This is a genomic window from Embleya sp. NBC_00888, from assembly GCF_045207655.1.
In the GTDB taxonomy this organism is placed as follows: domain Bacteria; phylum Actinomycetota; class Actinomycetes; order Streptomycetales; family Streptomycetaceae; genus Embleya.
The window spans coordinates 3990641-4009551 of record NZ_CP108785.1; the positions used below are offsets into that span (position 1 = coordinate 3990641).

18 protein-coding genes, 1 pseudogene and 1 riboswitch are annotated in these 18911 nt (G+C 71.2%); of the genes and pseudogenes, 6 read left to right on the plus strand and 13 right to left on the minus strand.

Annotated features, from left to right (window positions below; all coding sequences use genetic code 11):
- Positions 1 to 15: 15 nt before the first annotated feature.
- The gene (locus tag OG948_RS51600; protein ID WP_331772004.1) at positions 16 to 888 is read right to left on the minus strand and encodes an SDR family NAD(P)-dependent oxidoreductase; all 873 of its coding nucleotides are present in this window, start codon (positions 886 to 888) and stop codon (positions 16 to 18) included.
- A gap of 343 nt (positions 889 to 1231) precedes the next feature.
- On the opposite strand from OG948_RS51600, the gene OG948_RS51605 reads away from it, so the two are divergent.
- The 3 genes from OG948_RS51605 to OG948_RS51615 are packed head-to-tail and all read left to right on the plus strand — an operon-like array spanning position 1232 to position 4360.
- Positions 1232 to 1672 carry an acyl carrier protein gene (locus OG948_RS51605; protein ID WP_331773579.1) on the plus strand — a complete coding sequence of 147 codons (441 nt, stop codon included), beginning with the start codon at positions 1232 to 1234 and terminating at the stop codon, positions 1670 to 1672.
- A gap of 1 nt (position 1673) precedes the next feature.
- Positions 1674 to 2924, plus strand: coding sequence for a beta-ketoacyl-[acyl-carrier-protein] synthase family protein (locus OG948_RS51610; protein ID WP_331772005.1), 1251 nt, complete (start codon positions 1674 to 1676; stop codon positions 2922 to 2924).
- Complete coding sequence (locus tag OG948_RS51615) at positions 2921 to 4360, plus strand: hypothetical protein (protein WP_331772006.1); 1440 nt, start codon at positions 2921 to 2923, stop codon at positions 4358 to 4360. The genes OG948_RS51610 and OG948_RS51615 overlap by 4 nt, the downstream gene beginning before the upstream one ends.
- A 153-nt stretch (positions 4361 to 4513) precedes the next feature.
- Here the strand turns inward: OG948_RS51615 and OG948_RS51620 are convergent, their stop codons facing one another.
- The 8 genes from OG948_RS51620 to OG948_RS51655 all read right to left on the minus strand — a co-directional run bounded on the left by OG948_RS51620 (position 4514) and on the right by OG948_RS51655 (position 13823).
- Complete coding sequence (locus OG948_RS51620) at positions 4514 to 5110, minus strand: LAETG motif-containing sortase-dependent surface protein (RefSeq protein WP_406300713.1); 597 nt, start codon at positions 5108 to 5110, stop codon at positions 4514 to 4516.
- Positions 5111 to 5284: 174 nt separating this feature from the next.
- Positions 5285 to 6250 carry a hypothetical protein gene (locus tag OG948_RS51625; protein WP_331772008.1) on the minus strand — a complete coding sequence of 322 codons (966 nt, stop codon included), beginning with the start codon at positions 6248 to 6250 and terminating at the stop codon, positions 5285 to 5287.
- Between the two features lie 176 nt (positions 6251 to 6426).
- Complete coding sequence (locus tag OG948_RS51630) at positions 6427 to 7047, minus strand: hypothetical protein (protein ID WP_331772009.1); 621 nt, start codon at positions 7045 to 7047, stop codon at positions 6427 to 6429.
- Positions 7048 to 8404: 1357 nt separating this feature from the next.
- The gene (locus OG948_RS51635; RefSeq protein WP_331772010.1) at positions 8405 to 9181 is read right to left on the minus strand and encodes an enoyl-CoA hydratase; all 777 of its coding nucleotides are present in this window, start codon (positions 9179 to 9181) and stop codon (positions 8405 to 8407) included.
- A complete protein-coding gene (mmsB, locus tag OG948_RS51640) occupies positions 9178 to 10104 on the minus strand; it encodes a 3-hydroxyisobutyrate dehydrogenase (RefSeq protein ID WP_331772011.1) in 927 nt (308 codons plus the stop codon). Before mmsB ends, OG948_RS51635 begins: the two co-directional genes overlap by 4 nt.
- Complete coding sequence (locus OG948_RS51645) at positions 10101 to 11180, minus strand: enoyl-CoA hydratase/isomerase family protein (protein WP_331772012.1); 1080 nt, start codon at positions 11178 to 11180, stop codon at positions 10101 to 10103. Before OG948_RS51645 ends, mmsB begins: the two co-directional genes overlap by 4 nt.
- Entirely contained in the window at positions 11177 to 12319 is a 1143-nt protein-coding gene (locus OG948_RS51650) for an acyl-CoA dehydrogenase family protein (protein ID WP_331772013.1), read from the minus strand. The genes OG948_RS51645 and OG948_RS51650 overlap by 4 nt, the downstream gene beginning before the upstream one ends.
- Positions 12320 to 12323: 4 nt before the next feature.
- On the minus strand, positions 12324 to 13823 hold the full coding sequence (locus OG948_RS51655; protein WP_331772014.1) for a CoA-acylating methylmalonate-semialdehyde dehydrogenase: 1500 nt from the start codon (positions 13821 to 13823) through the stop codon (positions 12324 to 12326).
- Between the two features lie 201 nt (positions 13824 to 14024).
- Positions 14025 to 14195, minus strand: a riboswitch (cobalamin riboswitch).
- A gap of 190 nt (positions 14196 to 14385) precedes the next feature.
- On the opposite strand from OG948_RS51655, the pseudogene OG948_RS51660 reads away from it, so the two are divergent.
- Positions 14386 to 14667, plus strand: a pseudogene (locus OG948_RS51660) (DUF1330 domain-containing protein); the annotation flags it as partial.
- Positions 14668 to 14687: 20 nt separating this feature from the next.
- Here the strand turns inward: OG948_RS51660 and OG948_RS51665 are convergent.
- Complete coding sequence (locus OG948_RS51665; protein ID WP_331772015.1) at positions 14688 to 15032, minus strand: hypothetical protein; 345 nt, start codon at positions 15030 to 15032, stop codon at positions 14688 to 14690.
- A 126-nt stretch (positions 15033 to 15158) separates the two neighbouring features.
- Between OG948_RS51665 and OG948_RS51670 the strand changes: the two genes are divergently transcribed.
- The gene (locus OG948_RS51670; protein WP_331772016.1) at positions 15159 to 15545 is read left to right on the plus strand and encodes a VOC family protein; all 387 of its coding nucleotides are present in this window, start codon (positions 15159 to 15161) and stop codon (positions 15543 to 15545) included.
- A gap of 71 nt (positions 15546 to 15616) precedes the next feature.
- Here OG948_RS51670 and OG948_RS51675 read toward each other — a convergent pair whose 3' ends face one another.
- The 3 genes from OG948_RS51675 to OG948_RS51685 form a co-directional block, all read right to left on the minus strand.
- Complete coding sequence (locus OG948_RS51675) at positions 15617 to 16336, minus strand: PDR/VanB family oxidoreductase (RefSeq protein WP_331772017.1); 720 nt, start codon at positions 16334 to 16336, stop codon at positions 15617 to 15619.
- Positions 16337 to 16550: 214 nt separating this feature from the next.
- A complete protein-coding gene (locus tag OG948_RS51680) occupies positions 16551 to 17180 on the minus strand; it encodes an MSMEG_1061 family FMN-dependent PPOX-type flavoprotein (RefSeq protein ID WP_331772018.1) in 630 nt (209 codons plus the stop codon).
- A 35-nt stretch (positions 17181 to 17215) separates the two neighbouring features.
- Positions 17216 to 18013, minus strand: coding sequence for a siderophore-interacting protein (locus OG948_RS51685; RefSeq protein WP_331772019.1), 798 nt, complete (start codon positions 18011 to 18013; stop codon positions 17216 to 17218).
- A gap of 136 nt (positions 18014 to 18149) precedes the next feature.
- On the opposite strand from OG948_RS51685, the gene OG948_RS51690 reads away from it, so the two are divergent.
- Entirely contained in the window at positions 18150 to 18770 is a 621-nt protein-coding gene (locus OG948_RS51690; RefSeq protein ID WP_331772020.1) for a TetR/AcrR family transcriptional regulator C-terminal domain-containing protein, read from the plus strand.
- Positions 18771 to 18911 lie beyond the last annotated feature (141 nt).

Here is an 18911-nt window from a genome sequence, read left to right on the forward strand (position 1 = left end):
GGCTCGGCCGGGGAATTACGGCCGCGGCTCCATGGGGCCGGGGACGCGGGCCTCCACCGAGACGTCGGGCACGTTCCGCGCTGCGCGCACGGTGGTGGCGGCGGCGTCGACGTCACCCGTGAGGGTGGTGAAGTCCTTGGCCAGACCGGGCAGGGTCAGGAGCCGGCGGGGGGTGTGCCGCAACAGGCCCGCCAGCACCTTGTAGCGCAGGCTCGGCACGCAGACGACGGGTGGGCGGCGTCGGTGGATGGCCCGCACCGCCCGCTCCGCGACGTACGGCGACGCGAGCGTGAGCGAGGGGGGCGGCGCGGCGATGCCGGCACTGAGGTGGAACCGGGAGGCGGTGTAGCCGAGTACGAGCGCGGTCAACGCCACCGGCGACGTGCGCACGCGCCGGGAGTAGGCGAACGACTCGGTCATCACCAGTTCGTACGCCTTCGTCGCGCCGTACGCCGTGCCCTGCCAGACCGGGGCGACGGCGGACACCGAGGACACCGTCAGGATGCGGCCGTTGCCCCGCCGGAGCATCTGCGGAAGCGCGGCGTGGACGAGCCGCGACGGGGCGACCACGTTGAGGTCGAGCATGCGCCGCTCGTCCGCCCACGCCGTACGTTCGAACGAAGTGCCCAGACTCGCGCCGGCGTTGTTGACCAGGATGTCGACGTCACGCGCCGCGGCGGCCACACGTTCGAGGTCGCCCTCGACGGTCAGGTCGGCGGGCAGCGTGCGCACCGACACGTCGTGCTCCTTCTCCAACTCGACCGCGAGAGCGTCCAGTGATTCGGCGCCGCGGGCGACCAGCACCAGATCGTGGCCGCGGGCGGCGAGAGCGCGCGCGAGGTCGGCACCGATGCCGTGACTGGCGCCGGTGACCAGGGCCGTGGACATCGCTGGCCTACTTTCTCTCCGAGGGTTCTCGTTCCGAGGCGTCCGGGTCGTTAACCGAACCGGCCCCGGAAAAGTCACGCGCCGCCGCCGCGGCCTCGGTCCGGGCGCGTGGTGCTGCGTACTTGCGGGTGAACATCAATGCGTCGTCCGGCCCTGTTCCCGGCGCATCACCCCAGGTGGAGGGCGGGTTCGGGGCCATGGGAGACGCGTGGCGGGAATTTTGCCCGAGCCTTCACCACCGATACACAAGGTGCTCGATCGCATACCCGATCGGTGCCGTACGAGCACGCGCCGCCGGGTGTGCGCGGTCCCACCGAGCAGGAAGGCATTCCCCGTGTACGCGATGCTGTGTGAGTTGCTGGTCGAGGAGTTCGGCATCGACGCCGGGGATGTCGTTCCGGAAGCGACCTTCAGCGCGCTGGAGTTGGACTCGTTGTCGATGGCGGAACTGGCCGTCATCATCGCGGACCAGACGGGCAAGGACTTCAGCAGGCTCGGCGAATTGGGCAAGGACACCACGCTGGCCCAGGCCGTCGCCGCGTTCGAGGCCGCCCCGCAGGCCGAACCGTTCGTCCGGACCGCCCCGCCCTCCGCCACCGCGCCTTCCGCCACCGCGCCCGCCACCGCCCCGCCCTCCGCCACCGCGCCTTCCGCCACCGCGCCCGCCACCGGCGCGCCCTCCGCCACCGCGCCCGCCACCGGCGCGCCCGCCACCGAGTCGGCCTCGCCCCCCGTCCCGGCCCCGGCACAGCCCCCGGCCCCTGTCGCGTCCCCGGCGAGCTGAGATGCCGTCCTCCGAGGTTGCGGTCACCGGCCTGGGCCTGGTGACCGCCGGCGGGATCGGAGTCGAAGCCACCTGGCGGACCCTGTGCGCGGGGGTGTCCACCGCTCGCCGCGACCCGGGGCTGGCCGGCCTGCCCGTGGACATCTCCTGCACGGTGCCCGGCTTCGCCCCGGACGCCATTCTCGGCCGGAGACTGTCCCGGCGGATGGACCGCAGCGCCCAGATGACCGTCGTCGCCGCCCGGGAGGCCCTGGCCGACGCGGCGCTGGATCCCGGGACCTGGGACCCCACCCGCGTCGGCGTCGTCATCGGCGCGGGCGGACCGTCCATGGAGTCCCTGCTGACCTGCATGGAGAGGCTGCTCACGGGCCGGGTCACCGCCATCTCCCCGGCCGGTGTACCCCGCTCGCTGCCCAACACCGCGGCCACCGAGGTCGGCCTCGATCTCGGCGCCCAGGGCACCAACTTCGCGCCCGCCGCCGGCTGCGCCTCCGGCGCCACGGCACTGGGCGTCGCCCGCGACCTGCTGCGCGCGGGCACCCTGGACATCGTCTTCGCCGGCGGTGTCGACATCATGTGCAATCCACTCACCGCGGCCGGCTTCGCCCAGTTGGGCGCCCTGTCCACGCACCCCGGCGACCCGGCGCACGCCTGCCGGCCGTTCGACGCCGAACGGGACGGATTCGTCTTGGGCGAAGGCGTGGGCATCGTGGTGCTGGAGCGCCCGGAGCACGCACACGCCCGCCGCGCCCGGGTGCGATCCCTGCTGTCCGGCTACGGCGCCGCGAACGACGCCCACCACCTCACCGCGCCGCACCCCGACGGCCGCGGCGCGCGACTGGCCACCCTCGCGGCCCTGGCCGACGCCGGCTGGAATCCGGCCGACGTCGACCACGTCAACACGCACGGCACCGGCACACTGCTCAACGACGCCGCCGAGGCGCGTTTTCTCGCGGCCACCTTCGACCGCTGCCCACCGATCACCGCCGTCAAGAGCGTGCTGGGCCACACCGGCGGCGCGGGCGGCGCGATCGAGGCGATCGTGACCGTCCTGACCCTCGAACACGGGAGCATTCCACCCACCGCCAACCACCACCGCACGGACCCGGACCTGGGTCCGGACCTGGACGTGGTCGCCAAGACCCCGCGCCGCCCCGTCCGCCTGAACACCGCGATCTCCACGTCGGTCGCGTTCGGCGGGCAGAACGCCGTCCTCGCCTTCCGCACAGCAACGTCAGGAGCTCCTTCATGACCACCGTAACCCGGGCGGAATCGACATCGGCGCGATCCGCCGCCCCGGCCCCGGGTCGACGGCTCGAGGAGTTGGACTGGTGGCGTTCGTGCACGGTCCGGGTCATCGACCCGGCTCCCGAACTGTCCGACGTGACACGCTCGTTCCTGCACGACCTGGCGGCGGCGTTCGAGCGCGGCGGGCACCGGGTGATCCCGCCGGGCGAGAGCGAGACCAGGTTCGACGTGGTCCTGGTGGGCGTGTCCGTACCCGAGGGCCCCGAGCCGCTGGCCGACCGGATCGTGGAGGAACAGACCCCGTTGATGCTCAAGCTCCGCAAGGAGCAGGGCCGACAGGGCACGGTCGGGCGGCTGGTCGCGGTGGCGGAAGTGCCCGAGCGGCTGAGCGAGATGTCGCACCCCGAGGTGGTGCGCGCCGCGCGGATCCTGATGGCCAGGGTGGGTGTGTTCACCGTCGTGTTCATCACGCCCGGCGCGGTGCCCGGTGAGGTCGCCGAGGCGACGCTGTGCACGATGGAGGGCGGACACCCCACCGAGACCGAGAAGGTCGCCCAGGGCATCTGCGACCGGCTGGTCTCCGCGGCCTGCGCGCACGAGGTGGCCGGCCGGCATGACGTGGTGCCCAACGCCATCACCGCCGACGCGTGGGCCGCCGCCCGCGCACCGCGGAGCCTGGCCGTGGCCGGTACGCGGATGGGGGACCTCGGGCTGCTGCCGGCCCCACACGCGATGCGCGACTTCGTGTCGCCCCGGTTGAGCCGCACCTACGCGATGTACCTCAACCTGCAGGGATTCAGCGAGGGCATGCTCTTCGCGTTCGACCCCGACCTGAACGCGCTCGTGGTCACCGCGTCCGGACGCTGGGGTGTGGACAAGCGCGACCTCTCCGACACCGACCTCGTGGCCGTCGACCACCGGCTGAACCGGGGCCGGTTGCGGGTCCTGGCCCCCGAGGGCGCGCAGCCGATGGCGCCGTCCGTGGAGGCGTGGGAGGTGTGCGCGCTGTTCGAGGCGGCGCCCACCGTACGGGTCGGCAGGAACGCGGCGGGGCATTGGCAGTGGGACCCGAACGGCACCCACGAGGTACCGGCCATCCGGGCGGGCCTGCACGCGCACGTCGGTATCTCGCACGCCGACCCGGCCCTGATCGAGACCATCCCGCCGGACCGGGAGCACTATCCCTACGGCTTCGGCTGCGGGACGGACCTGATGATCGACGTCGCCCGCTCCACGCTGGCCGCCTCGCGTGCCCTGCACGACCCCGCGGACACCCGCCACTACGTGCGCTGGCCGATGCTCTACCACGGCGAGATGGCCCTGGAACTGTGGGGACCCGGGCAGCCCGACGAGCCGCTGCGCGGCCTCCTGGACCTCTTCGACCCGAACGGCCTGGGGGCCGTGCACTTCCACCCGGACCACATCGACCAGCCCTGCTGACCATCCGGGCGGCGCCGGCCCGGGCGGTGTGGTGACCCGCGGCCTGCGGAACCCCGGCGAACGGGGCGGGTGTTCCGTCGGTGCGGGCAGGACGGGCGGGATGCCCGTCCTGCCCGCGGCGTGCCGACTCGCGGAATCGGCCGTGACGGTCGCTCAGGTGACCGGCGCGTTGGTGCGACGCCTGCGCGCGAACAGCACCGAGCCGCCGCCGACGGCGAGCAGGAGCGCGGCGCCGCCGCCGAGCATGGCGGCGCTGTTGTTGTCGCCACCCGTCTCGGCGAGTTCGCCCTTGCCCGTGCCGGGCTGCTCCGGCTTCTGGGCCGGCGGAACCGGCGCGGCGGAGTCGGCCGGCTTGGACGGCGCCGGGGTGGTGGGAGGCGTGGTGGGCTTGCTCGGCTTCACGTCGAACGCGGTTTGCATGACGACGTTCTCGTTGTCGAACCTGTCGCGATCCACCGCACCGGTGCCGGTGAAGTCGACGACGAACGCCTGACGCTTGCCGGAGATGGTCGCGGGGATGACGAGCTTGATTTCCTCGCCCTTCTCCGCGGTGGACCCGTTCGAGGCGCAGGTGAGCTTGGTGTCGCTCACCTTGACGCATTCCTTCGGGGCGGCGTCGAAGCGGACGCCCCCCTGGGCCTGAATGGTCGCCTGGGCGGTGGCATAGGCGTCCGGGCCCGCGTTGCGCAGGACGATCGGGATGCCGTTTTTGACCTTCCCGGTCTCCTGGTCGTACTGGAACCAGGTCACCTCGGAACCGGGCGGCGTGGTCACCTGGAGGTCGCCCGGAGGCGAACGGCCGCTATTGCGTGCGGAGTTCGGCGATAAACGGGATGTGCCCGCGGGCGTCGGCCCACGGGCACATCGAGGCGGCGAATCCCGCCGGGCGTTTCGGGACGACACGGCGGGCGGGCACTGCGGCGGTCACCTCTGTGGCATCGCGGGGGCGGGGGCGAGCGGCAGGGCGTCGGTGTCGATCAGTGCCCGGTTGCCCAGCGGCGCGTCGAGAGTGACCGTCTCGGTGCGCAGGGCCGCGATCGCGGGGCACGCGAGCGGCCTGCCGTCGGCGGCCGCGGTCGGGCCGGGCTTCGGGACGGTGACCACGGCCACCGCGACGACCTTGTCGCGTTGTACGGTCACCAACTCGTAGTCGCTCCCGCACGGGCCGGGTCCGTCCGGTGCGCCGCTGAATCCGACGATGACGGTGCGGTCGTCCGCGCCCACGGTCGCGCTGCTCGCACTCGCGATCGCGCTGCGCGAGGACGGCGGCGGGTCGCTCGTGACCGCGAGGGTGGTCACCCGTACGGAGGTTCCCGCGAAGGTGATCTCCCAGGCCGGGACGGTCGCGGCGCCTTCGGTGGTCTGTACGGTGCGTGTGGTGGCGGTGGCGGAGGCGACGGTCAGCCGGGGCGACTCCGCCGTTCCGCAGCGGGCCTTCAACTCGGCCGGCAGGGACGCGCCGAAGCCTTGGAGCGGGGCCTTCGACGGGCGGCGCTGGACGACCCCGTCGGCCCAGCGGACCTCGCCGTCGACCGGTGTCGGCGGCAGGACTCCGGGCTCGGGAGGCGCGAAGCAGCCGTCGGCGAGCGAGACCTTGAAGGCGTGGTTGTGCGCTTCCCAATTGCCGAGTTGGGTCGGGTAGGGGTCGCCGACGATGAACGCGCGTGGCCTGTCCGTCGCGTGATCCGCCTCCCAGCGGTCGGCCGCCTGTTCGGCGTCCCGTCGGGCCTGCGCGCCGGTGTCGGCCGGCGCGCGCCCGCTCGGCGTGGGTCCGCTCGGTGTGGGTCCACTCGGGCCGGCCGAATCACGTTCCTCACCGCACGCGGTCAGGACGGTCGCGAACAGCGTGGCCGCGAGAGCCAGGGCCCAACGCGCTGTGGTGACGGGCACGGGTCCACCTCCGGAACGCCGCGCACCCTGCGCGGCGCCGATGTGACGCACCATCAGGCGGCGCGGTTCCCCGGACCCGCGATTCGCCCTCGTACGGCGCGCCGCAGGGCCCCGATGCGCTCGACGCACTCCCGGTGGTCTGTGGGTTCGGAGGGACGCTCCAGGCGCGGCCGGGGCTATGCCGGGTCGCCGTGCGGCGCCTGATCCCGTGCCGGGAGGAGGGCGATGCCCGACCTGAAGCGCATGGCGCCCGGTAGATCCAGGTTGCAGTGGCGACTGGCGACGACTCTTTCCTGCATCGCCAGCGTGCCGGTGGTCGTGCAGGTGCCGCAGCGCAGCGACATCAGGTGGGCCTGGCGGACGACCGCCAGCATCCCCTCGACGTCGAAGGCGACGGTGAGGCCGATCTCCAGGGTGCCGACCCGGACACCGTCGACCCTCAGGTCGACGCAGGGGCGATGGGTGGACGTGACCTGGTGGGTTGCCAGAGCGACGACCTCCTCGGTGTCCGGAGCGGCACGGGTACGTCGCGCGGCCTCGACCATCGCGCCGTGCTTGGCCCATCCGGCGGCCACGAGGTCGAGGAGATCCAGGCTCAGGAAGCCGTTGACCACCGAGGCGACCTCACGCTCGACGGTCCGGCCCGCGTTGTCCGTCAGGCCTTGGGCTCCGCGCTCGAGGATCGCGGCGACCTCGTGTTCGCGAGCCGCGTCGACGAGCGATTCCGCAGCGGCTTCGACGTCCTCGCCGAACAACAGTTCGCGCACGGACGCGGGATGCGGCACGGTGTCGGTCATGGGTCCACTTCCTTGATGGTCTGTTCACCGGGGTCCGAACGAGGTTCGAGCCGTACCGTTCGGCTCGCTCCGCGCGTGTCCCGGACGTCCTGGACCCCGCCCGACGCGAAACCCGGTCGCAGCACCGCGCGGACGTGTCGACGGGTCCAGCGTGGTCCCCGCCGTTGGTGGGAGAAGCCCAAGTAGCCCGCGAGCGCGGCCACCAGGAGACCGCCGGCCACCGCCGCCCCGATCACCCAGCCGGAGCCCGAGCTTGCGCCGGCTCCGGCTCCGGTGCCGGGCACCGCGGTCGACGACGACGGAGCGTGGGTTGTGGTCGGCTGCCGAGAAGAACCCGATCCGGCGCCCGTGGTGACTTCGAAGGAGGCGGAGGCGTCCGCTTCCGCACATCGCGCCGAAACCTGGTGGCTCCCCTTCGACGCGCCCTTGGGGACCACGAACCGGACGCTGAAACTGCCTCCGTTCGGGGTAGCCGGCGCATCGAGGGAGGCGATTCCGGCACCGTCCCAACGAATGTCGATCCGGGATCCGGGACGGCACGCCGAGAAGGCCGAACCGGAGATCGCCACCGTCATGCCGGCCCCGCCCCTCGCGGGGGCCAGGACCAGAGCGGGGCGCGATCGAGGATCAGGGGCAGGCGTCGTCACCGCGGAGGGAGGCCGCTTGCTCGGGGAGGGTGGCGGAGCCGTCGTTCCCTGAGGGCGCGGGGATGGGGATGGAGCCACAGGGGAGGGACCGTCCGGTGGATAGGTGACCGGTGGGGGTGCCGGTGGCGGTGCCGGTGGTGCGGGAGGTTCCGGTGCCAGAGGTGGCGGTGGCGGCGGTGGCGGCGGAGGTGGTGGAGGTGGCGGTGCCGGCGGTGCAACCTGGGTGTGCGCGATGCCCATCGGCGCCACGACCCCGACTCCGACGCAGGCCAGCGCACCCAGCAACCCCGAGACCGCGATCAGTCGCCGGCTCCGCCCCGACCCCGGGCGCCGGGTGGGACCCTCGGACTCTTCCACCGCTGATCCTTCCGCGTATCCCCGACCGGAGAGCAGGCTTGCGACTCGATCGGGGCCGTAGCGAAGCGTGTTCCGGCGCGCGACGCACCGGAACGACTCCCGTTCAGGCAAACATGGGACCGCGGGCGTCGCATCCGGATGGCCCGGCGACACACCGAACGTGGACCGCGCAAAAGAGTGGACCATCCGTCATGCCGCTTGGCGGCACCGACGGGTTCGGCCGGATCGCGGTGGCGCGAGAAATGGGCCTCGGCCGTCCGTCGCGACCGGGCACGCCGCGGGGTGCATGCCCGCGGCGTACCCGACGGCCGCCCGGCCCCGGATCAGGGGCCGGGCGCGCTCCACCCCTTGGATCAGCGGTGGATGAACGACGGCGGGCGCTTTTCGGTGAAGGCCGCCATGCCCTCCTTCTGGTCGGCGGTGGCGAACGTGGCGTGGAAGAGGCGGCGTTCGAAGCGCACACCCTCGGCCAGGGTGGTCTCGAAGGCGCGGTTGACGCTCTCCTTGGCCATCATCGCGATCGGCGCGGACATGCCCGCGATGATCCCGGCGGTGGCCAGGGCCTCGGTGAGCAGGTCGGCGGCGGGCACGACCCGCGAGACCAGGCCGGCGCGTTCGGCCTCCTCGGCGTTCATGGTGCGGCCCGTCAGACACAGGTCCATCGCCTTGGCCTTGCCGACCGCCCGGGTCAGGCGTTGCGAGCCGCCGATGCCGGGGATGACGCCGAGCTTGATCTCCGGCTGGCCGAATACGGCGGTGTCGGCGGCGAGGAGGATGTCGCACAACATGGCGAGTTCGCATCCGCCGCCGAGCGCGTAGCCGGAAACCGCGGCGATGGTGGGCTTGCGGACGTCGCCGAGTCGGTCCCACGCGGAGAACCAGTCGGCGAGGTAGACGTCCATGTAGTCGTTGGGCCGCATCTCCTTGATGTCGGCGCCGGCGGCGAACGCCTTGGCGGACCCGGTGATCACCAGACAGCCGACGTCGGGATCGCGGTCGAGTGTGGTCGCGGCGTCGACGACCTCGGCCATCACTTGGAGGTTGAGGGCGTTCAGGGCCTTCGGGCGGTTGAGGGTGATCACCGCGGTGCGGTCGTGCCGCTCCAGCAGGATGGTCTCGTAGTCGCTCATGCGGTGCGGTTTCCTTCGTTCGCGCCGGTGTCGGCGTGGTCTCTGATGGCGTGGATGACGGCGGAGAAGTCGCGCTCGGCGCCGCCGTTCTCGGCGAACGCCGTGTACACCTCGGCCGCGTGCAGCCCGAGTTCGGCGGATACTCCGCCCACCCGGATCGCGTTCGCCGCCAGTCGCAGATCCTTGGCCATCAGGGCCGCGGCGAACCCGGGCCGGTAGCCGTGGTCGGCCGGGCTGGCCGGAACCGGCCCGGGTACCGGGCAGTTCGTGGTCAGCGCCCAGCACTGGCCGGAGGCCGCGGAGGCCACGTCGAACAACGCCTGGTGGGAGAGCCCGAGTTGCTCGCCCAGTACGAATGCCTCGCTGACCGCGATCATCGTGACGCCCAGGATCAGGTTGTTGCAGATCTTCGCCGCCTGTCCGGCGCCGGGAGGGCCGCAGTGCACGACGCGGCGGCCCATCGCGGTCAACACCGGCTCGACCGCGGCGAAGTCCTCGTCGGCGGCGCCGACCATGAAGGTGAGCGTTCCGGCGACCGCGCCGACCACCCCACCGGACACCGGTGCGTCCAGCGACCGGCGTCCGGAGGCACCCACCGCCTCGTGCGCGGCGTGCGCGTCCGCGACGTCGATGGTGGAACAGTCGACGAACACCGCACCGGCGGGCGCCGCCGCCAACAGGCCCGCGGAACCCCGATAGCAGTCCAACACATGCGGCCCGCTCGGCAACATCGTGATCACGACATCGGCGTCCGCGACGGCCTCGGCGGGGGAGGCGGCGATGCGCACACCGCTCTCCCGCGCGCGCTCCAACGCCTCCGGGACCAGGTCGAACCCGGTGACCCGGTGTCCGGCGGCGACCAGGTTGGCGGCCATCGGGCCGCCCATGTTGCCCAATCCCACGAACGCGATCGTGGTGCTCATCGGCCGGCCTCCTCGGTCGAGGGCGAGATCGCCAGGCCCAACTCGCGTGCGCCCAGCGGCTCGAAGAATGCGGCGACCTGCTCGGCCCGTACGGCTTCGAGCGTGTCGGGGGACCAGCGCGGCGCGCGATCCTTGTCGATCACCTGGGCGCGGATGCCCTCGGCCAGGTCGGGCGTGCCCAGCGCCACTGTCGAGACCCGATACTCCTGATCCAACACGGCCTCCAGGGATGCGAGTTCGCGTGCCCGCCGCAGGCTCGCCAGGGTGACCTTGAGCGCGGTGGGCGACTTGGCCCGGATGTGCTCGGCGGCCTGCTTCGCGGCCTGCTCCCCATCGGCATCGAGGCGTTCGAGGATCTCCTCGACGCTGTCGCCCGCGTAGCACGCGTCGATCCACCCCCGTCGCTCGACGAGTTCACCGCCCGGCGCCGGCTCGGCGAACCGCGCCACGACCTCGCCGCTGTCGCGGCCGGCCAGCGCCTCCAGGGCCGCGTCGAGCCGGTGCGAGGGGATGAAGTGGTCGGCGAGCCCGCAGGCGATCGCGTCGCCGGGGCCGATCGCCGAACCGGTGAGCGCCAGATGGGTACCGCACTCGCCCGGCGCACGGGCGAGCAGGTGGGTGCCGCCGACGTCGGGGACGAACCCGATGCCGGTCTCGGGCATGGCGATCGTCGAGCGTTCGGTGACGATCCGCAGGCCGCCGTGCGCGGACACACCGACACCGCCACCCATCACGATGCCGTCCATGGCCGCGACATAGGTCTTGGGATAGCGGGCGATGCGGGCGTTGAGCCGGTACTCGTCGCGCCAGAAGTCCAGACTGCCGGTGCCGCCGCCGACGGCGTCGGCGTGGATGGCCCGGATGTCGCCACCCGCGCACAGCCCACGCTCGCCCGCGCCGGTGATCACCACCAGTCGCACATCCTCGTCGTGCTCCCACGCGGTGAGCGCGGCGTCGATCCCGCGAACCATGGCGTGGGTGAGGGCGTTGAGCGCCCTGGGCCGGTTGAGCACGATCCGGCCCACGCCCGCCTGACGGCGGGTCAGTACCGTCTCCTGCTCCGTTGTGGAGGTCATCGGGTCGCTCCGATCAGTCCGCGCGCGACGATCACGCGCATGATCTCGTTGGTTCCTTCGAGGATGCGGTGCACCCGCAGGTCGCGGACGATCTTTTCGATGCCGTAGTCCGCGAGGTAGCCGTAGCCGCCGTGCAGTTGCAGCGCGCGGTCGGCCACCGAGAAGGCGGTGTCGGTGGCGAACCGCTTGGCCATCGCGCACAGTTGCGGTGCGGCGGGATCGCCCTGGTCCAGGCAGCACGCCGCGTGCCGGACCAGCGTGCGCGCGGCTTCCAACTCGGTCGCCATGTCCGCGAGTTCGAAACGCAACGCCTGGGCGTCGATCAGCTTGGCGCCGAATGCCTCCCGATCGGTGAGATGAGCCACGGCGGCGTCGAGGGCCGCCCCGGCGCCGCCCAGCGAGCAGGCGGCGATACCGATCCGTCCGCCGTTGAGGCCGCCCATCGCCATCCGGAAGCCGTCGCCCTCGGCGCCCAGCCGATGGGAGACCGGCACGCGCACGCCGTCCAGGACCACCTGACGGGTGGGCTGGGCGTTCCAGCCCATCTTCAGCTCGTTCGCACCGAAGGACAGCCCGGGGGAGTCGGCCTCCACGACGAACGCGGAGATCCCGTCGGCGCCGTCCCCACCGGTCCGCGCCATCACCGCGTACACCGCCGAGGACCCGGCGCCGGAGATGAACTGCTTCACCCCGTGCAGGACATAGTGGTCCCCGTCGCGCACCGCGCGGGTGCGCAGCGCGGCGGCGTCGGACCCCGCGCCCGGCTCGGTCAGGCAGTAGCTGGCCAGACCGCGCATCGCGCACAGGTCCGGGAGCCACCTGTGGCGCTGCTCGGGGGTGCCGTGCCGGTCGATCATCCAGGCGACCATGTTGTGGATGGAGTAGTAGGCGGCGATGCTCGGGCAACCGCCGGCCAACGCCTCGTAGATCAGTGCGGCATCCAGTCGGCTCAGGCCCGAACCGCCCGCGTCCTCACGGACGTTGATGCCGCCGAGACCGAGGTCGGCGCCCTTGCGCAGGACATCGACCGGGAAGTGCTTGGCGCGGTCCCACTCGATCGCGTGCGGGGCCAGGTGCTCGCGGGCGAAGTCCCGCGTCGTCTCGACGATCGCGAGCTGATCCTCGGTGAGGGTGGTCATCGGGTCAGCCCATCGTGGGGATGGTGAAACTCGCGGTCTCGCGTGCACCGGAGAACCAACGCGAGGTGATCGTCTTGGTCCGGGTGTAGAAGCGGATCGAGTCGGGTCCGTGCTGGTTGAGGTCGCCGAATCCGGACCGCTTCCACCCGCCGAACGTGTGGTAGGCCACCGGTACCGGGATCGGCACGTTGACGCCGACCATGCCGGTGTTCACCCGGCGACCGAAGTCGCGGGCGGTGTCGCCGTCGCGGGTGAAGATCGCCACGCCGTTGCCGTACTCGTGCTCGCTCGCCAGTCGCAGCGCGTCCTCGTAGTCGGCCGCGCGCAGCACCGACAGGACCGGACCGAAGATCTCCTCGCGGTACACCCGCATCGAGGGCGTGACGTGGTCGAACAGCGACGCGCCGACGAAGTAGCCGTCCTCGTGGCCGGGGACGCGCACGTCGCGGCCGTCGACGAGCAGCTTCGCGCCCTCGCGCACGCCGATGTCCAGGTAGTCGTGCACCCGGGTGAGCGCGTCCCGACCCACCAACGGGCCGAAGTCGGCGTCGGGGTCGTGGGAAGGGCCCACCCGCAGCGTGGCGATGCGCTCGACGAGCTTGGCCACCAGCGCGTCCGCGGTCTCCGCACCGACCGGAACCGCCACCGAGATCGCCATGCAGCGCTCGCCCGCGGAACCGTATCCGGCGCCGATCAGGGCCTCGACGACCTGGTCGAGGTCCGCGTCCGGCATCACGATCAGATGGTTCTTGGCGCCGCCGAAGCACTGGGCGCGCTTGCCGCGCGCGGTGGCCGAGGTGTACACGTACTCGGCGATCGCGGTCGAGCCGACGAAGCCCAGCGCCTGGACGCGGGGGTCCTCCAGCAGCGTGTCGACGGACTCCTTGCCGCCGTTGACCACGTTCAGCACACCCGGCGGCAGTCCAGCCTCGAGGAAGAGCTCGGCCAGGCGCAGCGGTACCGAGGGGTCGCGCTCGGACGGCTTGAGGACGAACGCGTTGCCGCACGCGATGGCCGGGGCGATCTTCCACAGCGGGATCATCGCCGGGAAGTTGAACGGGGTGATGCCGGCGACCACGCCGAGCGGCTGGCGCAGCGAGTGCACGTCGATGCCGGTACCCGCGTTGTCGGTGAACTCGCCCTTGAGCAGGTGCGGGATGCCGACGGCGAACTCCACAACCTCCAGGCCGCGTTGCAGATCACCGTGGGCGTCGGCGATGGTCTTGCCGTGCTCGGCCGACAACAGCTCGGCCAGCGAATCGCGTTCGGACTCGACCAGTTGCAGGAACCGGGAGAGCACCCGGGCGCGCTTTTGGGGGTTCCAGGCGGCCCAACCCGGTTGTGCCTGCTCGGCGTCGTCGATCGCCGCCAGCGTGTCGGCGCGGTCGGCCAGCGGGACGCGCGCCTGCACGCGTCCGGTGTTGGGGTCGTACACGTCGCCGAACGCGCCGGACGCGCCGTGGACGTGCTTGCCGCCGATGAAGTGGGAAAGCTCGCGGACCATGAACGACCTGTCTCTCGTCAGGTGCGATCCGGAGGCGGGGCAATGACCCGACCACGGCAACCGCCGCTGCGGGGCGCGGAGTTGCCGAGGTCGGGTGGCACGTGAGGGTGGTCAGGCGAGCCCGACGACCTCGACGTTCGCAAGATCGTCCGGGGCGAGTGCGCAGACCGGCGTCATGCGTGTTTGCTCCATCCTCGTGGACAACACGGATATACCCGCGGCCGGTATCCTGACTTCCGGATCGACACACGCCGCCCGCCTTCCCGGCTTTCGCCAGTGGCGTGGTGCCTCGGCAGCGCACTCCCCGGTCACAGTGGCGGGACCGTGCCGGATTCACACCGACTTCCCTGCACCGCGGACCTTGTAGTTCAAGACGATATAGTCGGACGTCCTAGTAAGTCCAGCGTCGATCGAGCTCGAGCGCGTGGGTGACGACCTTCGTCCAAGTACTGATGCGTGACTGATTCCGGGTCGCTGGTCTGTCCGTAACGTCTTGACCTGCGGAAAGCAGGACTGGAACCGCGTAGGACAGAGCACTGGAACCCGCCGGGCAGGCCCGGCGGAGCGACTCCCCGGCACCTTCCGGCCCTACGGCGGCCGGTACCTCGTGCACGTTACGCAACACGAGGTGCTGGAGGGAGGTTGGGCCGGGAACGTCGTGATGATCGGCTTCCCCGGGATCGCCGAGGCGCGGGCCTGGTGGGAATCGCCCGCGTACCGCAGGATCGCGCCGCTGCGCTCGCGGCACATCAAGGGCGACATCATCCTGATCGAGGGCGTACCCGAGGGCTACGACCCGAGCGGCGCCGTACAGGCGCCGCGCGAGGCTCTGCGCGCCGAGTAGTGCTCGGGCTCGGCTCGTGGTCAGCCCGTGCCCAGAGCGTCCGCCGCCCTGGTCAGGTCCGCGGCGATGTGGTCCCAGTCCGGTCCGTGCAGCCACAGGTTCTCGGCGGCCTCGCGCATCAGCGCCGGCTCGTCCGGGCGTTGCAGGAGCACGAGCCGGTAGGACAGGTTGCGGATCCAGACCGGCAGGCGGCCGTCGACCAGGTGCGGGGACAACTCGCGCAGCATGGCGAGGATCGAATCCGGGTCGGCGAAGGTCAACTCCTCGACGAAGTAGGACTCGCGGTGTTCGAGGTCGCACGGCGGCGTGGGCCGGTACTCGTCGCCGTAGAGGCAGCGTGCGTGCTCCGTCAGGCTGCTGTGCATGTCCCGGAGCCTACGACACCACGACAACCCTCGTGGTCCGATTGCACCCGCCTCGATTTGATAGGCAAGTCGATATTTGCGCATCGTGACCCGTTGGCTCAAGCCCGACGCACCCGGGAGCACGCCATGAGGATTCACCTGTCCAGCGTCTTCGTCGACGACCAGGAGAAGGCCCTGCGCTTCTATACGGACGTGCTGGGCTTCGTGAAGAAGGCCGAGGTCCCGCTGGGCGAGGTCCGGTGGCTGACCGTGGTCTCGCCGGAGGATCCCGACGGGACCGAACTGCTGCTGGAGCCGGACGGCCATCCCGCGGTGAAGCCGTACAAGACGGCGCTGGTCGAGGACGGCATCCCGGCCGCGTCCTTCGCCGTGGCGGACGTGGACGCGGAGTTCCACCGGCTGCGCGAACTCGGCGTGCAGTTCACCCAGGAGCCGTTGAAGATGGGCCCGGTCACCACCGCGGTCTTCGACGACACCTGCGGCAACCTGATCCAGATCGTGCACAGCGGGTAGGAACCCCACGCGGGCACTGCCTCACCCACCCGTACCGTGCCACCCGTACCGTGCCGTTCGCGGCGTCGAACTCAAAGGTCGACGACGAGTCGAGCCGACAGGGAACGCGATACGCACGGGTACATGTGACCGGCAGGTGCGCCGATGTCGTCACGATGTTCGGGGGTTCCCTCCAAGACGACGACGTCGCAGGCGGCACACAATCCCTCGCGGCATCCGGATGCCATCGGGTGGCCGGAGCGGTTGAGGGCATCGAGCATCGTCTCGCCGGACGCGACAGCGACCCGGTCCCCGGAGCGTGCGCAGACCACCTCGAACGGCGAGTCGGGGGCGAAGCTCCTCTCGGCTCGGCGGAAGCGTTCGAGGTGAAGCCGGTCCGCGGGAAAGTGCGCGCTACAGGCGTCGAGCATGCCGACGGGCCCGCAGCAATAGACCGAGGTGTCCTCCGGGAGTCGGCGTGCGAGATCGGCGAGATCCGGTCGGCCGTCGCGTTCGGTGGCGATGACCAGAGCGCGGTCGGCGAAGGTCCGACGGATCTCCGCGACGAAAGGCATCGCGTCCTCCGTGCGCCCGACGTAGACGAGAGTGGCGTCCGCCGCCGCGCGATCGGCGACGGCCCGCATCATCGGCAGGATCGCGGTGATGCCGATGCCACCGGCGATGAAGAGATATCTGCGCGCCCCGTCGAGAGGAAAGTTGTTCCGGGGCTCGGAGATCCGCACGCGGCGCCCGGCTCGAAGGAACAGATTGACGTACTCCGAGCCGCCTCGGCTCAGCGGATCGTGCCGCACCGCGATCCGGTAGCGATCGCGGTCGGTCGGCGATCCGCACAGCGAGTACTGCCTCGTGAGCCAATTGGGGAGGGAGATATCGATGTGGGCCCCGGGTTCCCAGGGGGCAGCGGCCCGCCGGTTCCCCGCAAGGTGACCACGGCGACTTGGAGAGCAACCGACTCGATCTGCTCGACCAACGCTTCCTGCATGGATTGCAAGCCTCCTCGAGTCTTCAGTACAGGGTGTGGTAGCTGTCCTGCATGGCACGGTCGATGACGGCGGCCTCCACGTCGAGCCCGAGTTGCGCGACGGCGGCCTCCCCGACGGAGGGCACCTCGTCGGCGAGCGCGCGGGACTCGGGTTCCCACAGCCGGGAGCGGATCAGCGCTCTGCCGCAGTGGAAATACGCTTCGACCACCTCGACGATCAGGGCCAACGACGGGGATTTGCCCTCGACTTGCATACGCGCGAGAACGTCCGGCTCATCGCTGGGGTAGGCGCGCCCGTTGACGCGCAGGACCTCACGGGCTCCGGGGACCAGGAACAGCAGCCCGACGCCGTCGTTCTCGGCGAGATTGTGAAAGGAGTCCGCGAGTTTGTTGCCGGGGCGGTCGGGCAACGCCAGCGTGCGCTCGTCGAGGACTTTCACGAACCCCGGGTAATCCCCGCGCGGAGAGCAGTCCGGGAGTCCGGTGGCATCGGCGGTCGCCAGCGAAACGAACGGCGAGTGCGCGATGAAACGGTGGAAGTACGAGTCGATCCGATCCAGCTTCTTGGCTTTCGCCATCGGATTGGGGCTACCGATCAATGCGTGCACGTCTTCGGGCGTCAGGCGCCGGTAGCGGAGTTCGGTCGTTTCCATGACCATCCTTCTTTCGTGGGGAGGCTCGGCGGTTCTCAACTCGCCGCCGAGCGTCCTTCCTTCCAGTAGCCGGTGAAGGTGATGGCCGTCCGGGGGACACCGCGTTCCCGGACGAGCAGCCGGCGCGCCCCTTTGACCAGCCCGCTTTCGCCTGCGATCCAGGCGTACAAGGGCGGCGGCGGGATGTCGGTGTCCGCCAGGGCCCGCAGAGCCCGTCGTCCCGGCGTCTCGTGCGCCGCCCGCCCGTGGATCCAGCGCACATCCACCCCCGCGGGTGCCTGGATCTTGCGTATGTCGGCCGCGGCGGCGACCTCGAGCAGCACGACGGCCTCCAGGTCGGGCGGCGCGGATTCGATGATGCTCAGCGCGGCGGGAACGGCGCTGTCGTCCGCGACGAGCAGCCTGCGGGCGCCGGCCGGTGGGAGATGGGTGATCCCTTCGTCGAGAATCGCCACTTCCTCTCCCGGCGAAGCGTTCAGGGCGAAGCGCGAGCCGGGTGACTCGCCACCGTGCAAGGCGATGTCGATGTCGAGTTCCAGGTCCGCGGCGCGGAAGGAACGTACGGAGTAGCTCCGGACCCAGGGCTTCGTCTCGGTGTCCATGGTCAACATCTGCAGCAGTGCCCTGGTGCCCGACCACGTGGGCATCCGCAGCCGGGTCTGACCTTCGCGGCGGAAGAACAGTCGTACCCACTGGTCGGCGCCCATGGCGTCGAAGTCGGCGAGTTCCGGTCCACCGATGGTGACCGTTGCGACGTGCTCCGAGGGCCGTTCGCGGCGCACCACCCGCGCCCGCAACAGCCGCCGTGTTGCCGAGACTTCGCGTTTGATCATCTCGCCCCTTTCATTGATTAGGTTAGCCTGTCCTAATGTTATCAACGGTAACAGTGATCGATGATAACAGCAACGACTAGGCTGGGCGGAAATCGAGAAGAGGGGAGTGCGGAGCTTGTTGCGACGGGCGGATGTAGTGGATGGAGCGATCGCGCTTCTGGATGTCGAGGGACTCGACGGACTGACGACTCGCAAGCTCGGGGCCGCGCTCAACGTCCGGGGGCCGGCGTTGTACCGCCACTTCCCGAGCAAGGAGGCGCTCCTGGACGCGATGGCCGACCGGCTGCTCGAAGCGGTCGCCGCGCCCCTGCCGGCCGGTCCGTGGGACGAGCAACTGACCTTCCTGGCCGGACGATTGCGGGCCGCGCTGCTGTCCCATCGCGACGGTGCCCGGGTGGTGGCCGGCACGTACGTGGCCGGTCCCAATACGCGGTTGGTCGAGGACGCCGTCTTCGGGATCCTTCAGGCGGCCGATTTCCCGGCCGAGCGGGCCGGGTGGGTGGCCCTCAGCCTCGGCCACTACGTGCTGGGCCACACCATCGAGGAACAGGCCCAGGCTCAGTTGTCCGCGGACGGGATCTGGAAGGATCGCAAGGATGCCTTGGTGGTGGGGCGGCCGGACTCCGAGTACGTGCGCACCGCGCTGACGACGGCGTTCGATGCGGACCCGGCCGAGCGCTTCGCCTACGGCGTGCGGCTGATTCTCGACGGCGTCCGCCGCGAACTCCCCGACACACCGCCTCGGCCGGCCGACTGACGCGGCGTTGACGAGCCCGGTCGGCGGCCGGGGCCCGACGGGTCGCCGACCACCGCAACGGACCCGCCCGGCCACGACCCCCGTGCGGACCCTCGGCCGGCACGGCCCACACCGCTGACGGGCCTTCGGCCGGCGCCGATG

Excerpts from the sequence above, each read along its gene's own strand:
- OG948_RS51600 (WP_331772004.1), bottom strand. The coding sequence starts at position 888 with ATGTCCACGGCCCTGGTCACCGGCGCCAGTCACGGCATCGGTGCCGAC.
- OG948_RS51605 (WP_331773579.1), top strand. The coding sequence starts at position 1,232 with ATGCTGTGTGAGTTGCTGGTCGAGGAGTTCGGCATCGACGCCGGGGAT.
- OG948_RS51610 (WP_331772005.1), top strand. The coding sequence starts at position 1,674 with ATGCCGTCCTCCGAGGTTGCGGTCACCGGCCTGGGCCTGGTGACCGCC.
- OG948_RS51615 (WP_331772006.1), top strand. The coding sequence starts at position 2,921 with ATGACCACCGTAACCCGGGCGGAATCGACATCGGCGCGATCCGCCGCC.
- OG948_RS51630 (WP_331772009.1), bottom strand. The coding sequence starts at position 7,047 with ATGACCGACACCGTGCCGCATCCCGCGTCCGTGCGCGAACTGTTGTTC.
- OG948_RS51635 (WP_331772010.1), bottom strand. The coding sequence starts at position 9,181 with ATGAGCGACTACGAGACCATCCTGCTGGAGCGGCACGACCGCACCGCG.
- mmsB (WP_331772011.1), bottom strand. The coding sequence starts at position 10,104 with ATGAGCACCACGATCGCGTTCGTGGGATTGGGCAACATGGGCGGCCCG.
- OG948_RS51645 (WP_331772012.1), bottom strand. The coding sequence starts at position 11,180 with ATGACCTCCACAACGGAGCAGGAGACGGTACTGACCCGCCGTCAGGCG.
- OG948_RS51650 (WP_331772013.1), bottom strand. The coding sequence starts at position 12,319 with ATGACCACCCTCACCGAGGATCAGCTCGCGATCGTCGAGACGACGCGG.
- OG948_RS51655 (WP_331772014.1), bottom strand. The coding sequence starts at position 13,823 with ATGGTCCGCGAGCTTTCCCACTTCATCGGCGGCAAGCACGTCCACGGC.
- OG948_RS51665 (WP_331772015.1), bottom strand. The coding sequence starts at position 15,032 with ATGCACAGCAGCCTGACGGAGCACGCACGCTGCCTCTACGGCGACGAG.
- OG948_RS51670 (WP_331772016.1), top strand. The coding sequence starts at position 15,159 with ATGAGGATTCACCTGTCCAGCGTCTTCGTCGACGACCAGGAGAAGGCC.
- OG948_RS51680 (WP_331772018.1), bottom strand. The coding sequence starts at position 17,180 with ATGGAAACGACCGAACTCCGCTACCGGCGCCTGACGCCCGAAGACGTG.
- OG948_RS51685 (WP_331772019.1), bottom strand. The coding sequence starts at position 18,013 with ATGATCAAACGCGAAGTCTCGGCAACACGGCGGCTGTTGCGGGCGCGG.